The organism is Shewanella sp. 125m-1, assembly GCF_052977065.1.
Map to the genome: position 1 here is coordinate 24,089 of NZ_JBRILT010000040.1, position 20,711 is coordinate 44,799.

At 46.1% G+C, this 20,711-nt stretch carries 16 protein-coding genes and 1 rRNA gene; 16 read left to right on the plus strand and 1 reads right to left on the minus strand.

The features are described from left to right. Positions 1-5: 5 nt before the first annotated feature. The 13 genes from ftsL (at position 6) to lpxC (ending at position 15,574) form a co-directional block, all read left to right on the plus strand. Positions 6-320 (plus strand): cell division protein FtsL, encoded by a 315-nt coding sequence (gene ftsL / locus ACVBIK_RS15880; RefSeq protein ID WP_447162398.1) that lies wholly within the window; start codon positions 6-8, stop codon positions 318-320. Further along, the gene (locus ACVBIK_RS15885; RefSeq protein ID WP_447162399.1) at positions 317-2,053 is read left to right on the plus strand and encodes a peptidoglycan D,D-transpeptidase FtsI family protein; all 1,737 of its coding nucleotides are present in this window, start codon (positions 317-319) and stop codon (positions 2,051-2,053) included. The genes ftsL and ACVBIK_RS15885 overlap by 4 nt, the downstream gene beginning before the upstream one ends. Continuing rightward, complete coding sequence (gene murE, locus ACVBIK_RS15890) at positions 2,053-3,519, plus strand: UDP-N-acetylmuramoyl-L-alanyl-D-glutamate--2,6-diaminopimelate ligase (protein WP_447170063.1); 1,467 nt, start codon at positions 2,053-2,055, stop codon at positions 3,517-3,519. Before ACVBIK_RS15885 ends, murE begins: the two co-directional genes overlap by 1 nt. Further along, positions 3,516-4,895 carry a UDP-N-acetylmuramoyl-tripeptide--D-alanyl-D-alanine ligase gene (locus ACVBIK_RS15895; RefSeq protein ID WP_447170064.1) on the plus strand — a complete coding sequence of 460 codons (1,380 nt, stop codon included), beginning with the start codon at positions 3,516-3,518 and terminating at the stop codon, positions 4,893-4,895. The genes murE and ACVBIK_RS15895 overlap by 4 nt, the downstream gene beginning before the upstream one ends. Continuing rightward, positions 4,895-5,977: a phospho-N-acetylmuramoyl-pentapeptide-transferase gene (mraY, locus tag ACVBIK_RS15900; RefSeq protein ID WP_447162402.1), complete on the plus strand. Its 1,083-nt coding sequence runs from the start codon at positions 4,895-4,897 to the stop codon at positions 5,975-5,977. Before ACVBIK_RS15895 ends, mraY begins: the two co-directional genes overlap by 1 nt. 65 nt (positions 5,978-6,042) lie before the next feature. Next, positions 6,043-7,362, plus strand: coding sequence for a UDP-N-acetylmuramoyl-L-alanine--D-glutamate ligase (gene murD / locus ACVBIK_RS15905; protein ID WP_447170065.1), 1,320 nt, complete (start codon positions 6,043-6,045; stop codon positions 7,360-7,362). Continuing rightward, positions 7,352-8,572 (plus strand): cell division protein FtsW, encoded by a 1,221-nt coding sequence (gene ftsW / locus ACVBIK_RS15910; RefSeq protein WP_447162404.1) that lies wholly within the window; start codon positions 7,352-7,354, stop codon positions 8,570-8,572. The genes murD and ftsW overlap by 11 nt, the downstream gene beginning before the upstream one ends. Before the next feature lie 8 nt (positions 8,573-8,580). Then, positions 8,581-9,678 carry an undecaprenyldiphospho-muramoylpentapeptide beta-N-acetylglucosaminyltransferase gene (gene murG, locus ACVBIK_RS15915; RefSeq protein WP_447163522.1) on the plus strand — a complete coding sequence of 366 codons (1,098 nt, stop codon included), beginning with the start codon at positions 8,581-8,583 and terminating at the stop codon, positions 9,676-9,678. Position 9,679: 1 nt separating this feature from the next. Next, positions 9,680-11,149, plus strand: a complete 1,470-nt coding sequence (gene murC, locus ACVBIK_RS15920; RefSeq protein WP_447170066.1) for a UDP-N-acetylmuramate--L-alanine ligase — start codon at positions 9,680-9,682, stop codon at positions 11,147-11,149. A gap of 104 nt (positions 11,150-11,253) precedes the next feature. After that, positions 11,254-12,018 carry a cell division protein FtsQ/DivIB gene (locus ACVBIK_RS15925; protein WP_447170067.1) on the plus strand — a complete coding sequence of 255 codons (765 nt, stop codon included), beginning with the start codon at positions 11,254-11,256 and terminating at the stop codon, positions 12,016-12,018. Between the two features lie 3 nt (positions 12,019-12,021). After that, positions 12,022-13,257, plus strand: a complete 1,236-nt coding sequence (ftsA, locus tag ACVBIK_RS15930) for a cell division protein FtsA (RefSeq protein ID WP_012157000.1) — start codon at positions 12,022-12,024, stop codon at positions 13,255-13,257. A 31-nt stretch (positions 13,258-13,288) separates the two neighbouring features. Next, positions 13,289-14,476, plus strand: a complete 1,188-nt coding sequence (gene ftsZ, locus ACVBIK_RS15935; protein ID WP_447162407.1) for a cell division protein FtsZ — start codon at positions 13,289-13,291, stop codon at positions 14,474-14,476. A 177-nt stretch (positions 14,477-14,653) separates the two neighbouring features. Continuing rightward, positions 14,654-15,574, plus strand: coding sequence for a UDP-3-O-acyl-N-acetylglucosamine deacetylase (lpxC, locus tag ACVBIK_RS15940; RefSeq protein ID WP_447162408.1), 921 nt, complete (start codon positions 14,654-14,656; stop codon positions 15,572-15,574). 7 nt (positions 15,575-15,581) lie between these two features. Here lpxC and ACVBIK_RS15945 read toward each other — a convergent pair whose 3' ends face one another. Continuing rightward, positions 15,582-16,034 (minus strand): DUF721 domain-containing protein, encoded by a 453-nt coding sequence (locus ACVBIK_RS15945; RefSeq protein WP_447162409.1) that lies wholly within the window; start codon positions 16,032-16,034, stop codon positions 15,582-15,584. A 27-nt stretch (positions 16,035-16,061) separates the two neighbouring features. Here ACVBIK_RS15945 and ACVBIK_RS15950 point away from each other — a divergent pair, with 27 nt between their 5' ends. From ACVBIK_RS15950 to ACVBIK_RS15960, 3 genes are all read left to right on the plus strand, one after another. Then, positions 16,062-16,961 carry a M23 family metallopeptidase gene (locus ACVBIK_RS15950; RefSeq protein WP_447162410.1) on the plus strand — a complete coding sequence of 300 codons (900 nt, stop codon included), beginning with the start codon at positions 16,062-16,064 and terminating at the stop codon, positions 16,959-16,961. Positions 16,962-17,021: 60 nt separating this feature from the next. Beyond that, the gene (secA, locus tag ACVBIK_RS15955; protein WP_447163450.1) at positions 17,022-19,745 is read left to right on the plus strand and encodes a preprotein translocase subunit SecA; all 2,724 of its coding nucleotides are present in this window, start codon (positions 17,022-17,024) and stop codon (positions 19,743-19,745) included. Between the two features lie 898 nt (positions 19,746-20,643). Further along, positions 20,644-20,711, plus strand: a 16S ribosomal RNA gene (locus ACVBIK_RS15960); the annotation flags it as partial.

A 20,711-nucleotide genomic window follows, 5' to 3' on the forward strand; every position in this document is an offset into this window, starting at 1 on the left:
TTAGCGTGAGTAAATCGCAATTGAATTTAACTCGAATCGTGTTGCTAGATCTTTGGCATCACAAATGGGTCATGATCTTAGCATTGCTGGTGATGCTAAATGCGATTGCGGTGGTGTACACCAGTCATGAAGGACGAAAGTACACCAGCCAGTGGGATCAGTTATTACAAGAAAGAGACAGGCTAGATATTGAATGGCGTAACTTGCTTTTAGAAGAGCAGTCACGGTCTGAGCATAGCCGTATAACCCGCATAGCGACTAAAGAGCTTAATATGAATCGTCCGCTACCAAAAGATGAGGTTGTCGTAAGAGTGCCATGAGCAAACAGGCAAAGCGTAAACAAAAACCACAGTTAATCCAATGGCGTTTATACGTCGTGGTGGCTTTTGTTTGCCTGCTGTTTACCAGTTTGGTTGGCCGAGCTGCTTATATTCAAATCATCGAGCCTGAAATGCTACGTCACCAAAGTGACATGCGTACACTGCGCACCACGAGTCGTGAAGTGCAGCGTGGCCTCATCACCGACCGTAATGGTGAGATGCTCGCGGTGAGTGTGCCGGTCAAAGCGGTATATGCCGATCCTAAAGTGGTTCATGACAAGAATGGTTTTGCTGATATGCGCCGCTGGCAAGCATTAGCGGATGTTTTGCATGAGCCAAAAGAAGATATTCTTAAACGTGTTCAGTCTAATCCTCGTAAACGCTTTACCTACCTTAAACGCCAAGTGACTCCAGCGGTTGCCGACTATATCAAACAGTTAAAGCTACCGGGTGTTTACCTTAAGCCTGAATCACGTCGTTATTACCCAACCGGTGAGATCTCGGCGCAGTTAGTAGGTATCACCAATATCGATGATAAAGGCATTGAAGGGCTTGAAAATAGCTATAACGACTGGCTAACTGGCACGCCGAGCAAGCAAAAAGTACGAAAGTCACGTGACGGTCATGTCGTCGAGCGTCTTGATATGGTGCAGGAGGGCGAGAGCCCTAATGACTTAGTGCTAAGTATTGACCAACGCATTCAACAGCTTGCCTATCGCGAGCTTAAAAAAGCCACTGAGATTAACCAAGCAACATCCGGTTCTATCGTGGTGTTAGATGTGCATACCGGTGAAGTATTGGCAATGGCTAACACGCCATCGTACAACCCTAATTCTCGCGAAAACCTGCAAAGTTATCGTATGCGTAACCGCGCCCTAACTGACTCCTATGAGCCTGGTTCTACTATCAAGCCATTTGTGGTCGCAGCGGCACTCGAAGCTGGCACCATTAAGGCTGATCAGATTATTAAGACCAATCCTGGTCGTATGCGCATCGGCGGTAAGATTGTCCGTGACGGTCGAAACTATGGCGATCTTTCCCTGAGTGGCATTTTGGTGCATTCCAGTAACGTGGGTATGACAAAGATTGCGTTATCTATGCCAGTGCAGGAACTATTAGGCGCCTACCAAACCATGGGGCTGGGTAATTATTCTGGAATAAATTTAGAAGGTGAAAGTGCCGGGCTTATTCACGACCGTCGTCGTTGGTCTGAGTTTGAACGTGCGACCTTGTCTTTTGGTTACGGCTTAATGGCCACACCACTACAGCTTGCAAGAATGTACTCAATTTTGGGCAACAAGGGCGTACTGTACCCAGTTTCGATTTTAAAACTAAAACAAAAGCCTGAAGGTACCCAAGTGCTTTCTCCTGAAGTGGCACAAGGTGTCATGGAGATGTTGGTTGGAGTGACAGAAAAAGGTGGCACCGCGCGTAAGGCCCATATTGAAGGTTATCCAGTAGCGGGGAAAACCGGTACTGCACGTAAGGCGGTAGCCGGTGGTTATGGCGAAGACTACGTAGCGTTATTTGCCGGCGTTGCTCCTGTGCACAATCCTAAACTCGCCATTGCCGTTGTAGTGAATGAGCCAAAAGGCGATCGCTATTATGGCGGCGATGTTGCGGCGCCCGTTTTTGCCGCGGTCATGTCAGGTGCTTTACAAATGCTAAACGTTGAGCCTATTTCAAATCGTGAAAAGGTCCGTTTAGCTGCTAATTCTAGGAGTGTTGAATAATGCTAATACGCGATCTATTAGCGCCATGGTTCCATTATTCGGGAGCCGAAGACTTCTTGGAGCTCACACTAGATAGCCGTGCTGTACAAGCTGGCTACCTGTTCGTTGCTATTCCAGGCTATCAAGTCGATGGTCGCAAATATATTACTGCAGCCTTTGAGCGCGGTGCAGTCGCAGCCTTAGTGCATACCGACTCACCCGATGAGCACGGTAAGGTTATCAATGAGGCTGGGCTCCAGATCCTATTTTTCCAGCTGAATAGACAAATTTCAGCCTTGGCTGCGCAAACTTATCCACTGTCTCAATCGCGCCCCCAAATTATTGGCGTGACAGGGACTAATGGCAAAACCTCTGTGACTCAGCTAGTGGCACAGTTGCAATTATTGCAGGGTAAAACAACTGCGGTGATGGGGACCTTAGGTAATGGTTTGTGGGGCGAACTTGTTGATAGTGGCAACACCACCGCCGATCCCATCACGCTTATTAAACAGTTGCAAGATTTTGAACAACGCGGCGCCGATACCTGCGCAATGGAAGTCTCTAGCCATGGTCTAGTGCAAGGGCGGGTCGAGGCGGTTCCATTTGATGTGGCGGTATTTACCAACTTAAGTCGTGATCACTTAGATTATCATCACACCATGGATGCCTATGGTGCAGCCAAAAAGCGCTTGTTCCAATTTACCAGCCTACGCGCGGGCTTAATTAATTGTGATGATGCCTTAGGTCGAGACTGGCTTGCAGAGCTAGCGTCAGACAAGCTTATCGGCTTTAGTATCAAAGCGGATGCCAAGGCTGCCATTTATAGCAAAGATTGTCATTTTCATGATGGTGGCGTGTCATGCACCTTGGTTTGGCCAACGGGTGAGGCCAAGCTTAACTCTCCGTTACTCGGCGACTTTAACCTCTCAAACCTATTAGCAGCCCTAGGCGCGCTTTACCTACTCGGTGAAGATATGCATGCGCTGGTGGCACTAGCAGAAAAGCTGGAGCCGGTAGCAGGTCGTATGGAGCGTTTTACCACTAAAAATGGCGTCACATTGGTGGTTGATTATGCCCACACTCCAGATGCTATTGAGCAGGCGCTAAAAGCGCTCAGAGTGCATTGTAAAAGCCTGCTTTGGTGTGTGTTCGGTTGTGGTGGCGACAGAGATAAGGGCAAGCGCCCTATGATGGCCGCCAGTGCAGAGCAGTTTGCCGATAAGGTGATGGTGACTAACGATAACTCGCGCAGTGAAGATCCGAATGCAATTATTGCCGATATTTTAGCGGGGCTACAGCGGCCTGAAGACGCGTTAACACAAGTTGATCGTCAAGCGGCTATTAAAGAAGTTGTGGCTCAGGCAGTTGCGGGCGATATGGTATTGCTAGCAGGTAAAGGTCATGAAACCTATCAAGAGATTAATGGTGCAAGATTGAATTACGATGAAAGAGCATTTACAAGAGCCATTGCAGAAGGTGAAGCATGATTAGCGTTTCTTTGGCCGAGCTAGCGAGCCGCTTAAATGGTCAACTTGTTGGCAGCGACGTGCTGATAGATAGCGTTTCAAGCGACAGTCGTGCAGTAAACAGCCAAACCCTGTTTGTGGCACTGAAAGGCGAGAATTTTGATGGCCACGTTTTTGCACAAGCTGCAGTCGACGCGGGTGCTAATGCGTTGCTGGTTGAGCGTGAGTTGCCGATAAATGCCAGCCAGCTTATCGTCAGTAATAGTCAAAAGGCGATGGGTGAGATTGGTGCATATGTGCGTGAAAAGCTTGCCCCAGTTTGTGTGGCATTAACCGGTTCAAACGGTAAAACCAGCGTAAAAGAGATGATTGCGACAATTTTGACGCAGAAACATCAAGTGCTTTATACCGCAGGCAATTTCAATAACGAAATTGGTGTGCCCTTGACCCTATTAAGGTTACAAGCGGGTGATGAATTTGGCGTATTTGAACTCGGAGCAAACCATGCTGGTGAGATTGATTATACCTCTAGCTTAGTTAAGCCAAGTGTTGCCATGGTCAATAACGTGGCGTCGGCTCACCTTGAGGGCTTTGGTTCTTTAGAGGGCGTGGCTAAGGCCAAATCTGAGATCTTTAACCATATTGGCACTGGTGGCACCGCGGTGATTAATGCCGATGATGCATTTGCTGATATCATGCTTCAGGCGTCTAGCCATGTTAAGCAGTTATGTTTTGGCGTTAAAAATGAAACGTCGAGAGATCTTGATGTTTTTGCAACAGATTTGATGGCTGACGCCTATGGACGTTATGCCTTTAGCCTATGCTACGGTGCAGAAGTACATAGAGTTAAATTGCCGTTAGCGGGACGTCATCAGGTGTCAAATGCATTGGCCGCTACAAGCATGTGCCTTGCACTGGATCTGTCTTTAGCTGAGATCTGCCAAGGACTTAGTCAGCTACAACCTGTAAAAGGACGTATGCTGCCAAGTCAACTTGGACGAGTGACAGTGATTGATGACAGTTACAATGCAAATCCGGCTTCAGTGGGGGCTGCAATTGACTGGCTTCAAGAAATTAAAGGAAATCGCTGTTTAGTGCTGGGCGATTTGGGTGAATTAGGCGACAATGCCGCCCTTTTGCATTGTGAGCTTGGGGAATTAGCCAAGGCCAAAGGCGTTAACGCGCTGTTTTGTGTCGGTACGCTAAGCGAAGGTGCAAGTCATGCTTTTGGTTCCACTCACTATCACGATATCGATGATTTAGTTGCAGGATTAATTCAATACATTAATGAGTTACCGGCTGAAATCACAGTGCTAGTGAAAGGTTCTCGCAGTGCGAGAATGGAACGTGTAGTCGAAGCTTTAACAATGGCCTATGGTCGCGGGGAGTTTGTTTAATGCTGGTTTACCTGGCTGAGTATTTAACCCAGTTTTACAGTGGGTTTAACGTATTTTCTTATGTCACCTTTCGAGCAATCTTAGGCTTGATGACGGCAATGGTATTTAGTCTTTGGTGGGGACCGAAGATGATTGCTCGGCTGCAGCTAATGCAAATTGGCCAAGTCGTGCGCAATGATGGTCCTGAATCGCACTTTAGCAAACGCGGCACGCCAACGATGGGGGGATTATTGATCCTTGCCGGTGTGTTTATTAGTGTGTTGTTGTGGGGCGATCTTGGTAGCCGTTACGTATGGGTAGTGCTGTTTGTATTAGGTAGCTTTGGCTTAATCGGCTTTATTGATGATTACCGTAAAGTGGTGCGTAAAGACACTAAAGGCTTAATTGCTCGGTGGAAGTACTTACTGCAATCTTTGGCTGCACTAGTTATAGCAGTGTATTTATATGCATCAGCACAAAGCCCGGGTGAAACCCAGTTAGTCGTGCCTTTCTTTAAAGATATTATGCCTCAGCTTGGCGGCTTCTTTATCGTGCTGGTTTATTTCACTATTGTGGGCTCAAGCAATGCAGTGAATTTAACTGACGGTCTCGACGGTTTGGCGATTATGCCGACGGTTATGGTCGCGGCAGCATTTGCCTTGATTGCTTACCTGTCTGGTCACGTTCAGTTTGCTAGCTACTTACATCTTCCTTACTTGCCTGGTGCGGGTGAGCTTGTGATTGTTTGTACCGCAATTGTTGGTGCAGGCCTAGGCTTCTTGTGGTTTAACACTTATCCAGCGCAAGTCTTTATGGGTGATGTTGGATCTTTAGCGCTAGGTGCAGCTTTAGGCGCAATTGCGGTGTTGGTTCGTCAAGAAATCTTATTGGTGATTATGGGTGGCGTCTTTGTGATGGAGACGGTATCGGTGATCCTACAAGTTGGCTCTTATAAGCTGCGTGGACAGCGCATCTTCCGCATGGCACCTATTCATCATCATTATGAGTTGAAGGGCTGGCCGGAGCCGAGAGTGATTGTACGTTTTTGGATTATTTCTTTGTTCCTCGTCCTACTTGGATTGGCGACATTAAAGCTTAGATAAGCTAAATAACAGCTTGAAATTAGATAGCACAGTTAATTTAAACAACAGGATTACATAGGTCTGATATGGCGCAGCAATATTCACACATCGTTTTAGGTTTAGGTGCAACAGGCTTATCTGTTGTGCGTTACCTGTGTGCGCAAGGCATTGTCCCTTTAGTGATGGATAGCCGAACTCAGCCTCCTGGTGCTGACACCTTAGCGGCAGACTTTCCTCAAGTAGAGTTAGTCGCGGGTGGATTTGATTGTCGCTATTTAGTGCAAGCGCAGCAGATCATCATCAGTCCTGGTATAGCATGCGAAACCCCAGAAGTTAGGGTCGCATTCGATATGGGGATTGAGGTGATTGGTGATGTGGAACTTTTCGCGAGAGAAGTGAGCAAAACCTCTGCTAAAGTGATTGGTATTACCGGTTCTAACGGTAAAACCACGGTCACAACCTTAGTGGGCGAGATGGCTAAAGCCAGCGGTTGTTCATACGCTGTTGGTGGTAATATCGGTATACCAGCCTTGGACCTACTACTGAAGCCTAAAGATTTATATATTTTAGAGTTATCGAGTTTTCAGCTTGAAACTACCCAGAGTTTGCAGTGCACAGCAGCAACTTGCCTCAACATTAGCGAAGACCATATGGATCGTTACAGCGATCTAGAGTCATATCGCCAGGCAAAACTTAAGCTGTATGAACAAACCAAAATGGTGCTGTTTAATCGCGAAGACCCATTAACCATTCCGAATAATCCGACTAATCAGCAAAGTTTTGGTTTAAATGCGCCAGAAGTTGATGACTGGGGAATTTCAGGTGGAATGGTCGTGCAAGGTAACAGCCAGATTATGTCTGTTAGCGATGTGGTGCTTGTGGGAAGTCATAACCATGCAAATGTCATAGCGGCAATGGCGTTAGCAACTGCAGCAGGTATTGGGCGAGATTTTCAAATCGAGGTCGCTAAGACATTCAGTGGATTAGCTCATCGCTGTGAAGTGATTGCTGATATTGCTGGCGTGACTTATGTCAACGACTCTAAGGCGACCAATGTTGGCGCGACTGTCGCAGCAATCGAGGGCTTAAGTGATCACTTAGGTGAACTGATCTTGATCGCTGGCGGCGACGGTAAAGGTGCAGACTTTTCTCCGTTAGTACCAGTACTAGGCAAAGTCAGCCAGCTAATCACGTTGGGTAAAGATGGCGATAAAGTCGCGGCGTTAAAAGCGGACTCAATAAAAGTAAAGACAATGGCAGAGGCTGTTGCCAAGGCGCATGAGATAGCGACAGCAGGTGATATCGTGATTTTGTCACCAGCATGCGCCAGCTTAGATATGTACCCCAACTTTATGGCTCGCGGGGATGAATTTCGCAGCTTAGTAGAAGCGCTTCATGGCGAGTAGCGAGAAGCAGTTAAGCTTATTTGGCAACCGCTTTAAGTGGTCGTTGCCGAATTTGTTTAATGACACCTCGGCACCAGGAATGCAGCTATATGATCGGCCGTTAATGTTTGCGGTGTTGTCACTTATCTGCTTTGGCTTTGTGATGGTGATGTCAGCTTCTATGCCAGAGGCGCAAACCTTGACCGGCAATCCGTTTCATTTTGTGTGGCGTCACGGCGCTTACTTAGTCGGTTGCGTTATTATTGCGGCGGTGGTGCTGCAAATAGAGATGCGCCATTGGCAACACTTTAGTCCGTGGTTGTTGGTCGTCGTTGGTGTCATGCTGGTCGCGGTGCTGTTTGTGGGCACAACCGTTAATGGAGCAACCCGCTGGTTATCGATAGGGCCAATCCGTATTCAGGTAGCCGAGATAGCTAAGTTTGCCTTTGCCATCTACATGGCTGGCTACTTGGTACGACGCCACCAGGAGATTAGAGAAAACGCTAAAGGCTTTTATAAGCCCATTGCTGTTTTTGCTGTATATGCGTTTTTGATTTTGATGCAACCAGACTTAGGTACTGTGGTCGTACTGTTTGTGGGTACCGTCGGGTTACTGTTTTTAGCGGGCGCGCGATTACTGGACTTCTTCGCATTGATCTTAACTGGGATATTAGCATTCGTGGCCTTGGTATTACTTGAGCCCTACCGAATGCGCCGAGTAACGTCGTTCCTCGACCCGTGGCAAGATCCGTTCGGTAGCGGTTATCAGCTGACTCAATCTCTTATGGCGTATGGACGCGGTGATTGGTTTGGCCAAGGCTTAGGCAACAGTATTCAAAAGTTAGAGTATCTGCCTGAGGCGCACACTGACTTTATCTTTGCGGTTATTGGCGAAGAGTTAGGGTTTATCGGCATTATCGCCGTATTAGCAGTGCTGCTATTTGTTGCACTGCGAGCGATTAAACTCGGCAGTATGTGTCTAGCACTAGAAAGAGCATTCGAAGGTTATCTTGCTTATGGCATCGGGATCTGGATCTGCTTTCAAACCGTGGTAAACGTTGGTGCCAGTATTGGTATGTTACCAACCAAAGGATTAACTCTGCCATTTATTAGCTATGGCGGTAGTAGTTTGTGGGTCATGACGGCGGCAGCCATGTTGCTTATCCGGATAGACCATGAAAGACGATTAAGTGTTATTCAGGCCGTTGAAGGCCGGACAAGTAAACAATGAGTGAATTAATGACTAACCAAGCTGAAGAAAAACGCATTTTAATCATGGCTGGCGGAACTGGCGGCCATGTATTTCCTGCGCTAGCGGTGGCTAAATATTTGAGTCAGCAAGGCTGGAAAGTGCGTTGGTTAGGCACTGCAGAGCGAATGGAAGCGAGATTAGTGCCACAACATGGCTTTGATATCGACTTTATCGATATTAAAGGTGTGCGTGGTAATGGCTTGATGCGAAAGCTCGCTGCGCCATTTAAGATCCTACGTTCGGTGATGCAAGCGCGTGCTGTTATTAAAAAGTTTAAGCCCGATGTGGTGATGGGCATGGGCGGCTTTGCTAGCGGTCCAGGCGGCGTTGCTGCCAAGATGTGTGGCATACCTTTGGTGTTGCATGAACAGAATGCGATTCCGGGCATGACCAATAGATTGTTGTCGCGTATCGCCTCTGAGGTGCTATGTGCCTTTGACGGTACCTTTACCGACATTAAAGCTGAAACTGTCGGTAATCCTATCCGCAAAGAGCTTATCGCCCTTGGCGAAAAGCAAAAGCCTGCCTGTGACGATGATTCGCTAAAAGTGCTCGTTGTAGGCGGTAGTTTGGGAGCAAAGATTTTTAATGATGTCATGCCAAGTGTACTCGAAGGGGTGAGTAAAACCCATTCAATGACGGTTTGGCATCAAGTTGGGCGTGATAATTTAGCGAGCGTTAAAGCCGAATATCAACGATTAGGCCAAGATGGCAGCGTAAGCGTTGCTGAGTTTATTGATGATATGGAAGCGGCTTATCGCTGGGCTGATGTGGTGGTGTGTCGCTCTGGTGCGTTAACCGTATCTGAATTAGCTGCAGTCGGTTTACCGAGCTTGCTAGTGCCATACCCACATGCGGTAGATGATCATCAGACTAAAAATGCCCAAGTATTAGTTAACGCTGGGGCAGCATTTTTACTGCCACAGCCTATAGTCGATACCAGCAAGTTAATGACTAAATTGTCGATGCTGGCATCTGATAAACAAGAATTATGCAATATGGGCCAGCGTGCTCGAGACGTTGCCATTTTAGATGCAACTCAAAGAGTCGCCAACGTCTGTATTCGATTAGCACAGAAGGGTTGAGATGAGTAACAAAGCAGAGAAGTATTCGCAGCTAAGATCCATGATCCCTGAAATGCGTAGGGTTAAGCACATCTATTTTGTTGGAATAGGTGGTGCGGGTATGGGCGGCATAGCGGAAGTGCTTGTTAATGAAGGTTACCAGTTAAGTGGTTCAGATATCGCTGAAAGTGCGGTCACTCAGCGATTAGCTCAACTTGGTGCGACCATCTATATTGGCCACGATGCAAGCCAAGTTAAAGGTGTAGACGTGGTTGTTGTTTCAACCGCGATTAGCGCTGACAACCCTGAGTTGGTTGCAGCAAAAGCGCTTAGGATCCCCGTGGTGCGTCGGGCTGAAATGCTAGCTGAGCTGATGCGCTACCGTCATGGTGTCGCTGTTGCCGGAACTCACGGTAAGACGACTACGACGAGTTTGATCGCAAGTGTTTATGGTCAAGCAGAGCGCGATCCCACTTTTGTGATTGGCGGCTTGTTAAATAGCGCAGGTACTAACGCTCGATTAGGTCATAGCCGTTACTTAATTGCTGAAGCTGATGAGAGTGACGCGAGCTTTTTACATCTGCAGCCGATGGTCAGTGTCGTGACTAACATCGAAGCTGACCATATGGATACCTATGAAGGTGATCTAGAAAAGCTTAAAACAACCTTCGTTGATTTCCTGCATAACCTGCCTTTTTATGGGGTTGCAGTAGTCTGTATCGATGACCCTATTGTACGAGAGCTTATTCCACGTATTGGTCGTCGTGTAGTGACTTACGGTTTTAGCGATGACGCTGATGTGCAGGCGCTAGATTTCGAGCAAACAGGCTATTGCAGCGCATTCACGGTTAGACGTGCAGGGTTAGCAGATGTGCGCTTAACAGTTAACTTGCCAGGCGAGCACAACGTGTTAAACGCGCTGGCAGCGATTGCCGTAGCTACTGAAGATGACATCGAAGATGAAGCAATTATTGTTGCTTTAGGTGAGTTTCAAGGCATTGGTCGTCGTTTTCAGCAAATTGGCGAGTTTAGTACCGCGAAAGGTGAGATTAAATTGGTTGATGACTATGGTCACCACCCAAGTGAAGTTGCCGCCACGATTAAGGCAGCCAGACTCGGTTGGCCTGAACGCCGCTTGGTGATGATCTATCAGCCGCACCGTTACAGTCGTACCCGCGACTTGTATGAGGACTTTGTAGAAGTACTATCACAAGTCGACTGCCTGTTGATGTTAGATGTATACGCCGCAGGTGAAGCACCTATTCCGGGGGCTGACAGTCGGGCATTGTGTCGCTCTATTCGTGTTCGTGGTCAGGTTGAGCCTGTATTTGTTGCGAGCACCGAGCAGCTAGAAACCGTTTTACCAGAGATATTGCAAGACGGTGATTTACTGCTGACCCAAGGGGCTGGCAGTATTGGGTTGTTATCACGTAGCCTTGCCGAATCGAATTTGGGTTTTGGTACTGAGACTACTGATGAAAAAAATGCGTAATTTAGAGTTATATACCTTAAGTTACACATCTAATTTTGACGCTTGGAATAAGGGCTATATAATGGCCGATTTTCTGAGTTCCCGGTTGCAAAAGGAAGCCTAAGGTGTCTTGGCGCGAGAAAGGTCAGCGTATTCGAGTTTTGCTTTCGCAAGCTGATTGGTATCTGTGTTTTGGTTTGGCGTTCTTACTGTGCGTATTGATTGGTTTATCGATGGCAGTGATGAAACTCAATACCGTGCTAAATGATGCTGATGCGCTACCTATTGAAGCGGTAGCGATTAAAGGGGAGCGCTTATATACAGACGATAAAGAGATCCAACTAGCATTGCAGGATTTGATGCAGAGGAGTTTCTTTTCGGCTGATGTGACCCAAGTGCAAGAAGCCCTCGAAGCATTACCTTGGGTTTACCAAGCCTCCGTTAGGCGCGAGTGGCCAGCCAAGTTAAAGGTATATTTGGTTGAACAAAAACCAGTTGCGCATTGGAATGGTGATGCTTGGCTCAATATTTACGGCGAAGTGTTTGATGCACCGGCGAAAGAAGGTATACCTAATTTACCTATATTGACGGGTCCTGAAGAGCAAGGTAAGTCGGTACTAACTACTTACCAGCAGGTAGGCGAGTTATTAAGAATTAATGGCTTTAACTTACAAAGTTTAAGCTTAAGTCCAAGGCATGCTTGGCACGCTGAGCTAAATAATGGCATTAAGCTGGAGCTCGGTCGAGAAGATAAGATGGCAAGGATACAAAGATTTATCCACGTCTACCCAAAACTTGCAGAGCAAGATAAACAGGTAGCTATTGTGGATTTGCGCTACGACACAGGTTTGGCCGTAGGTTGGGATGATGCACAAAAAGAGAGCCGTTAATTAATGACCAAGAATCTAGATAGAAATCTGATTGTGGGATTGGACATAGGGACATCAAAAGTCGCTGTGATCATTGGTGAAGTATTGCCTGACGGTGAGATCAGTATTGTCGGTCTGGGAAACCATCCTTCAAGGGGGATGGATAAAGGCGGCGTAAACGATCTCGACTCTATCGTCCGCAGCGTACAAAGAGCACTGGATCAAGCCGAGTTAATGGCAGATTGCCAGGTCTCATCGGTGTATTTAAGTATTTCTGGCAAACATATCGAATGTCAGAATGAAAACGGCATGGTGTCGATTAACGACGAAGAAGTGACTCAAGAAGATGTCGACAATGTGATCCATACGGCTCGCTCTGTCAAAATTCCAACTGAGCGTCGTATCTTGCATGTATTGCCTCAAGAATACGCTATTGATATACAGGACGGCATTAAGAGCCCAATTGGCATGTCAGGTATGCGTATGGAAGCCAAGGTTCATATCGTGACTTGTGCCAATGACATGGCTAAGAACATCACTAAGAGTGTCGAGCGCTGTGGTTTAAAAGTTGACGACTTAGTGTTTTCAGCCATCGCTTCAGCTGATTCAGTACTGACTGATGATGAGAAAGACTTAGGCGTTTGCTTGGTCGATATTGGTGGCGGTACAACCGATATTGCGGTTTATACCAATGGTGCACTGCGTCACTGTGCTGTCGTGCCCGTTGCGGGTAATCAGGTGACTAACGATATCGCTAAGATATTCCGTACACCTTTGTCACACGCAGAACAGATTAAGGTGCAGCACGCTAGCGCTCGTAGCGCGATGGTGAGCCGTGAAGACAGTATCGAGGTGCCTTCAGTAGGTGGTCGTCCTTCACGTAGCATGTCACGTCACACGTTAGCGGAAGTGGTTGAACCTAGATACCAAGAATTATTTGAATTGATCTTAAAGCAGCTACGCGATAGCGGCTTAGAAGATCAGGTTGCAGCAGGCATTGTCATTACTGGTGGTACCGCATCGATTGAAGGTGCCGTTGATATCGCTGAAGCGACATTTGGTATGCCAGTGAGAATGGCACAGCCGCTGCCAGTTAAAGGTTTACACGAATATGTGGATCAGCCTATTTACTCTACCGGAGTCGGGTTGCTTCACTATGGTGCGCGCAGAGTGATCGAACGACAGTTCGAACGTCCTGAACGACAAGGGGTTACCAGTCTTTGGAATCGGGTTCAGAGCTGGTTTAAAGGCGAGTTTTAGTTAATAACGCAGGCATAACGGAGAAAAGACCATGTTTGAGATCATGGATAGTCATTCAGACGAAGCGGTGATTAAGGTCATCGGTGTCGGTGGTGGCGGCGGTAACGCTGTTGAGCATATGGTTAAACACAACATCGAAGGTGTTGAGTTTGTAGCAACAAATACTGACGCACAAGCATTGCGTAAGTCTGCTGCAACGACCACAATTCAATTGGGTCGCGATGTGACCAAAGGTTTAGGCGCTGGCGCCAACCCTGAAATCGGTCGTTTAGCGGCAGAAGAAGACAGAGAAAACATTCGTAATGCGATTAAAGGTTCAGACATGATCTTTATCGCTGCGGGTATGGGCGGTGGTACCGGTACTGGTGCTGCACCAGTAGTTGCAGAAATTGCACGTGAAGAAGGTATTCTTACTGTTGCTGTTGTAACCAAGCCTTTCCCATTCGAAGGCAAGAAGCGTATGACCTACGCGGATCAAGGTATTGAGCAGCTTGCTAAGCATGTTGACTCGCTAATTACCATTCCAAATGAAAAGTTACTTAAAGTGTTAGGTCGTGGTACGTCTTTATTAGATGCATTCGCTGCAGCTAACAACGTGTTACTTGGCGCGGTTCAAGGTATTGCCGAGCTAATTACTCGCCCAGGTCTAATCAACGTCGATTTCGCCGACGTAAAAACGGTTATGTCTGAAATGGGTAATGCCATGATGGGTACCGGTGTAGCAAGCGGTGAAGATCGTGCTGAAGAAGCTGCAGAAGCGGCTGTTGCAAGTCCATTACTTGAAGATATTGATCTAGCTGGTGCGCGTGGCGTATTAGTTAACATCACTGCGGGTATGGATATGAGCATTGAAGAGTTCGAGACTGTGGGTAACCACGTTAAGGCTTATGCTTCTGATAACGCAACTGTTGTTGTGGGCGCGGTAATCGACCCTGAAATGTCTGATGAGCTACGCGTAACGGTTGTTGCTACGGGTATTGGCGCAGAAAAGAAGCCGGATATCCAGCTAGTATCTAAGCCTGCCCCACGTCCAGAGCCGATTGTTCCAGCTGAGCCTCGTGTAGAGAGCTTTGCAGCAGAAGACGCTATCGCTCCAACGATGTCACACGGTAATACTGCAGCTGCAACTCAGCCTCAAGTAGCAACACCAGTGGCTGAAAAAAAGAGCGATCTTGACTACTTAGATATCCCAGCATTTTTGCGTAAGCAAGCTGATTAATCTTAGTGTTAATAAATAGTTAAGAAGTATGAGGCAATACTAAACTATTGTCCTAAAGCTGAGTGAGTTTTGGTGAATTTGCAAAGATATGCTAAGATATCCGACCAGCATAGCCTGCACACGACTGAAAAGTGTGCGGTTAGCGCTTTTTTGTTGAGATAATGAACGGGTAAATACATGATTTTTCAAAGAACTGTAAAAGAAATGGTTAAAACGACTGGTGTTGGATTGCATTCCGGCAACAAGGTTACGTTGATCATTAAACCCGCGCCCATCAATACCGGTATTAAGCTAGTTCGTACCGACTTGTCGCCTGCAGTTGAAATACCAGCTGTTGCCGATCAAGTTCGTGAAACGACTATGTGTACTGCCTTGGTAAATGATGATGGTGTTCGTATCTCAACAATTGAGCATCTATTTGCAGCGCTAGCCGGACTAGGTATTGATAACGCAGTTATCGAAGTTGACGCGCCTGAAATTCCAATTATGGATGGCAGTGCGAGTCCTTTTGTTTTCCTACTTCAGTCTGTAGGTATTCAAGAGCAAAACGCCGCTAAAAAATACATCAAAATCACTAAACCTATCCGTGTTGAAGACGGTGATAAGTGGGCAGAGTTGAAACCTTTTAAAGGCTTCAGAGTCGATTTCGCAATTGACTTTAACCACCCAGAGATCGCGCGTAGTCAGCAGCATATGGTTATGGATTTTTCATCGTCTGCTTTTGTGAAAGATATCAGCCGTGCAAGAACCTTTGGTTTTATGCGCGATATTGAGTACCTAAGAGCGAATAATCTTGCACTAGGTGGCAGCATGGAAAATGCTGTTGTTCTTGACGAATATCGCGTCCTCAACCCCGATGGCCTGCGTTATGAGGACGAGTTCGTTAAGCATAAGATTCTTGACGCTTTTGGTGATCTATATGTAGCGGGTCACGCTATTGTTGGTGAGTTCTGTGCATACAAAACTGGCCACGCACTTAACAATCAGTTAGTACGTGCCATGCTTGCACAGCAGGACGCTTGGGAAATTGTCAGTTTTGAAAAAGAAGCCGACGCACCAGTCAGCTTCTCGGTACCCGCGGGTGCTGTATTCGCTTAATCGCGAATTAAGATTGCCTTGAACGGCTGGCTAATGCAGCCAGCCGTTTTAGTTTTACCGCTAATGTCCCCTCAGTATGTTCAGCTAACGCTTCAATATGAGCGGCGGCATTTTCACTAATTAGGTTGTGAGCGACCTTGGGTTTTGTTTCATACATTAACAAGCTTGGGTTGACTTTAACCTCGATTGCGGTAAGCATGGGTAGCGTTTCGGCTTGCAGCTGTTGTAATATTTTGGGTTTTTGGAAGTTAATTCTTGCCGCCCAAGCAGCCGTAGTTGTTTCAATAACCAAGATCCCTTGGCGTAAATTGGCAACCTTTAGTTGCTCTGTCACTGGACCAGTTAGCACTTGTTTCACGTAGCGATCTAAGTGTAATAACAGTTCTGCCTTTTCAGCTAAGTTAGGCATTGTGCCTTGCTGATGTAGTAACTGACTGAGATCCTGTGGGGGCTTTTTCATATGATAATAAAATGGCTTAATTAGGCTATGAGTGTAACAGTTTTTATTCAAGGTCGAAATGGTGCCACACGCTGGCAACCAGGAAAGCGTTGGCTGCTATTGCCTATTTTGCTCATCGCAGCAGGTACGGGTCTTTATCAGCACAATGCCAAGCAACTTACACAGCAACAAGCTAATGTCGACGGCGAGCGTATGGCTCGTGAAGAACAAAAAGATGAGTTAGTCGCGCTAAAGAGTGCGACAGAGACTCAACTTTCGATGTTGGTTGCCCACGTTGCTCGTATGCAAGCTAAACTCACGCGCTTAGAAGCACTGGGTCAGCAAGTTGCTCTCAATAATCAATTAGAAGATCAATTTGATTTCTCTTCAGAAGTCGGTGTTGGTGGTATCAGTGAGTTGGGTACTAACATCGAACTCGATCAGCTTATCGCAGATATGGATAAGTTGGTGTCTCGAATAGATAATAATAATGTTCAGTTATCACTACTTGAAACAGTAGCATCTAATCTCCATATAGATGAAGAGCGTTATATATCTGGGCGACCAATCCAGAAAGGTTGGTTATCCTCGCCCTATGGTTTACGTAATGATCCTTTTAACGGTAAAAGAACGATGCATAAAGGTATCGACTTTGCTGGAAAAGAGGGCGTCGATGTAATCGCGACAGCAGGTGGCGTAGTTACATGGGCGGACAAGATGTTTGGTTATGGTGAGTTAGTCGAAATTGATCATGGAAATGGTCTAAGCACTCGTTATGGTCACAATAAAGCTTTGTCAGTAACTGTGGGCGATGTGGTCGCTAAAGGCGATAAAATCGCTGTGATGGGAAGTACTGGGCGCTCAACTGGGCCTCATGTACACTATGAAGTGTTGCGTGGTGGACAGCAGATCGATCCGCAAAAGTATGTCTACCGCAAGGCAGGTTAATCATAAAATAGGCTTTCAGGCTCTCAAAGGGACTTGGCCAACAACATAGAAGTGGTTCAGATGTTTGGTAAATTACTGACAAAAGTATTTGGTAGTCGCAACGATCGTACACTTAAAGCATTTGGTAAAGTCGTTAATAAAATTAACGCACTAGAGGCTGAGTACGAAAAGCTATCTGATGAAGATTTAAAAGCAAAAACGGCCCACTTCCGCGAGCGTTTAGACGGCGGTGAAACATTAGAAGGCGTATTACCTGAAGCATTCGCGACAGTACGTGAAGCCTCGAAGCGTGTATTTGATATGCGTCACTTCGATGTGCAGCTTATTGGTGGCATGATCCTGGATAGTAACCGTATTGCAGAAATGCGTACCGGTGAAGGTAAAACACTGACGGCAACTCTGCCAGCCTACCTTAATGGTCTAACGGGCAAAGGTGTACACGTCATCACGGTGAACGATTACCTTGCGGGTCGAGACGCTGAAAACAACCGTCCTCTTTTCGAATTCCTTGGTTTAACCGTTGGTATTAACGTTGCGGGTCTTGGGCAAGTAGAAAAGAAAGCTGCCTATGATGCAGATATTACTTACGGTACTAACAACGAATTCGGTTTTGATTACCTACGTGACAACATGGCATTCTCGCCAAGTGAGCGCGTTCAACGTCCACTTCACTATGCACTAATCGATGAAGTCGACTCGATTCTTATTGATGAAGCACGTACGCCGCTAATTATTTCTGGTGCGGCTGAAGATAGCTCAGAGCTATACATCAAGATCAATACACTGATCCCCAATCTTATCGCGCAAGATAAAGAAGATACTGAAGAGTATGTGGGTGAAGGTGATTACTCAGTTGATGAGAAGTCGAAGCAAGTGCACATGACCGAACGTGGTCAAGAGAAAGTTGAAGTACTGCTAACTGAGCGTGGCATGCTAGCCGAAGGCGACTCGCTTTATTCTGCTGCTAATATCTCTTTATTACATCATGTAAATGCAGCACTACGTGCCCATACCTTATTTGAAAAAGACGTAGACTATATTGTTCAAGATAACGAAGTGGTTATTGTTGATGAACATACTGGCCGTACTATGCCTGGTCGTCGTTGGTCTGAAGGTTTGCATCAAGCGGTAGAAGCTAAAGAAGGGGTTCATATTCAAAATGAAAACCAAACATTAGCCTCAATCACTTTCCAGAACTTCTTCCGCCAGTACGAAAAGTTAGCGGGTATGACGGGTACTGCCGATACTGAAGCATTCGAATTCCAACACATCTACGGACTTGATACAGTGGTTGTTCCGACTAACCGTCCAATGGTTCGTCAAGATAACCCTGATTTGGTTTATCTGACAGCTGACGAAAAGTATGCTGCAATCGTAAAAGATATCGTTGGCTGCCGTGAGCGTGGACAACCAGTATTGGTCGGTACAGTATCGATTGAACAATCAGAACTGTTACACAGCTTACTTAAGAAACAAAAGATCCCGCATGAGATTTTGAATGCTAAGTTCCACGAGCGTGAAGCTGATATTGTTGCTCAAGCTGGTCGAATTGGTGCGGTAACAGTGGCAACTAACATGGCCGGTCGTGGTACCGATATCGTGTTGGGCGGCAACTGGAACATGGAAATTGATGCGCTAGCTAACGCAACTGACGAGCAGAAAGCTAAGATTAAAGCTGACTGGAAAGTTCGTCATGATGAAGTTGTTGAAGCCGGTGGTCTACATATTCTAGGTACTGAACGTCACGAGTCTCGCCGTATCGATAACCAGCTACGTGGTCGTTCTGGTCGTCAGGGTGATGCTGGTTCATCTCGTTTCTATCTATCTATGGAAGATAGCTTAATGCGTATCTTTGCTTCTGACCGCGTATCTTCAATGATGAAGAAACTTGGAATGGAAGAGGGTGAAGCGATTGAGCATCCATGGGTGTCACGCGCTATCGAAAATGCACAACGTAAAGTAGAAGCACGTAACTTTGATATCCGTAAGCAGTTACTTGAATTTGATGATGTTGCTAATGACCAGCGTCAGGTTGTTTATGCTCAACGAAATGAGTTGATGGATGCTGAAAGTATTCAGGAAACGATCACAAATATCCAAGCAGATGTGGTTAACGGCCTCATCGATCAATATATTCCGCGTCAGTCTGTTGAAGAGCTTTGGGATGTTGAAGGGTTAGAGAAACGCCTACAGCAAGAATACGCAATGAGTCTGCCAATTCAAGAATGGTTGGATAAAGAAGATGACTTGCATGAAGAAACCTTGCGTGAGCGTATTGTTGATACTTGGGTTAATGCATATAAAGCAAAAGAAGAGATGGTAGGCGAGCAAGTTCTACGTCAATTCGAAAAGGCGGTCATGCTGCAAACGCTTGATGGTTTGTGGAAAGAGCACCTTTCTGCAATGGATCACCTGCGTCAAGGTATTCACTTGCGTGGTTATGCACAAAAGAATCCAAAGCAAGAATATAAGCGTGAATCGTTTGAGTTGTTCCAGCAGATGCTTGAATCACTAAAGCACGATGTGATTAGCATCCTGTCTAAAGTACAAGTACAGGCACAATCAGATGTTGAAGAGATGGAAGAGCGTCGTCGCCAAGAAGATGCCAAGATCCGTCGTGATTATCAACATGCACAAGCTGAAGCTATAGTGGGCGCAGAAGAAAGTGCTGCATTGGCTGCTACCCAACCAACAGTTCGCGATGGCGAGAAAGTTGGTCGCAATGATCCTTGCCCATGTGGTTCTGGTAAGAAGTACAAGCAATGCCACGGCAAGCTTAGCTAGAATAGCAAAACAATACTCAAGAAAAGGGTGACTCATTGAGTCGCCCTTTTTTATTACCAATGAAAAAGGATAGTGGGTTAATTTATTAGTTTCCTAAGTCTGGCTCTTAACCCAAATAGCGCCTTGCTACATAAGTTATGTATATATGAAGATAGGCTAGTAAGAAGCGAGTAAGAAGACAGTAAGAAGATAAACGAGTGGTGCAATCCAACCACAGTAACATTAATACCGTGTAGAAATAGCTTAACTTTAATTTGGTGCTGGCGATAAAAGCGTCGCTGAAAGCAAGTTTTGTGGATAAGTCTGAGGGTAACTAGTGGCTAAGTTGTGCTTAAATTAAAACATTAAAAAAAGGCGTTTATTTTCGAAAAAAGCACTTGCGCTCTTTTCGAATCTCCCTATAATGCGACCCCACTGACACGGTGAAGCAGGCAACTAGCCAAGCACACAGCGTTAGAGAGATTAACTTCTACGGAAATTAATCTCAGGTGACAATCGCTTTAAGAGCTTCGGGTTTTGCTTCTTTTCACGAGAGTGATTAAGAAATCATCGCTTGAAAAACTTCTTAAAATAAGCGCTTGACGCCGCCACTGGAGAGTGTAGAATACGCCTCCTCAGCCAAACGACCTAAGCGTCTAAGGCGCCATTTGAAAGGCTTTTGCCTTAATAGAATTGGCACGCTCTTTAACAATATGACAAGCAAATCTGTGTGGACACTCACAGAGATTAAGTTATTCGAAATTGCCTCTCACGAGGCAATCAAAAAATTACTTAATGAATGAGTGTTCATAGCAATATGAAAAAGTTTGATTTCACTTTTTAAAGTGGAAACAAATCACAGAATTCGTTGAGCCGCTGATTACACCTTACTTGTAAGGTGGAAGAAGCAAAAAAACTTTAATTGAAGAGTTTGATCATGGCTCAGATTGAACGCTGGCGGCAGGCCTAACACATGCAAGTCGAGCG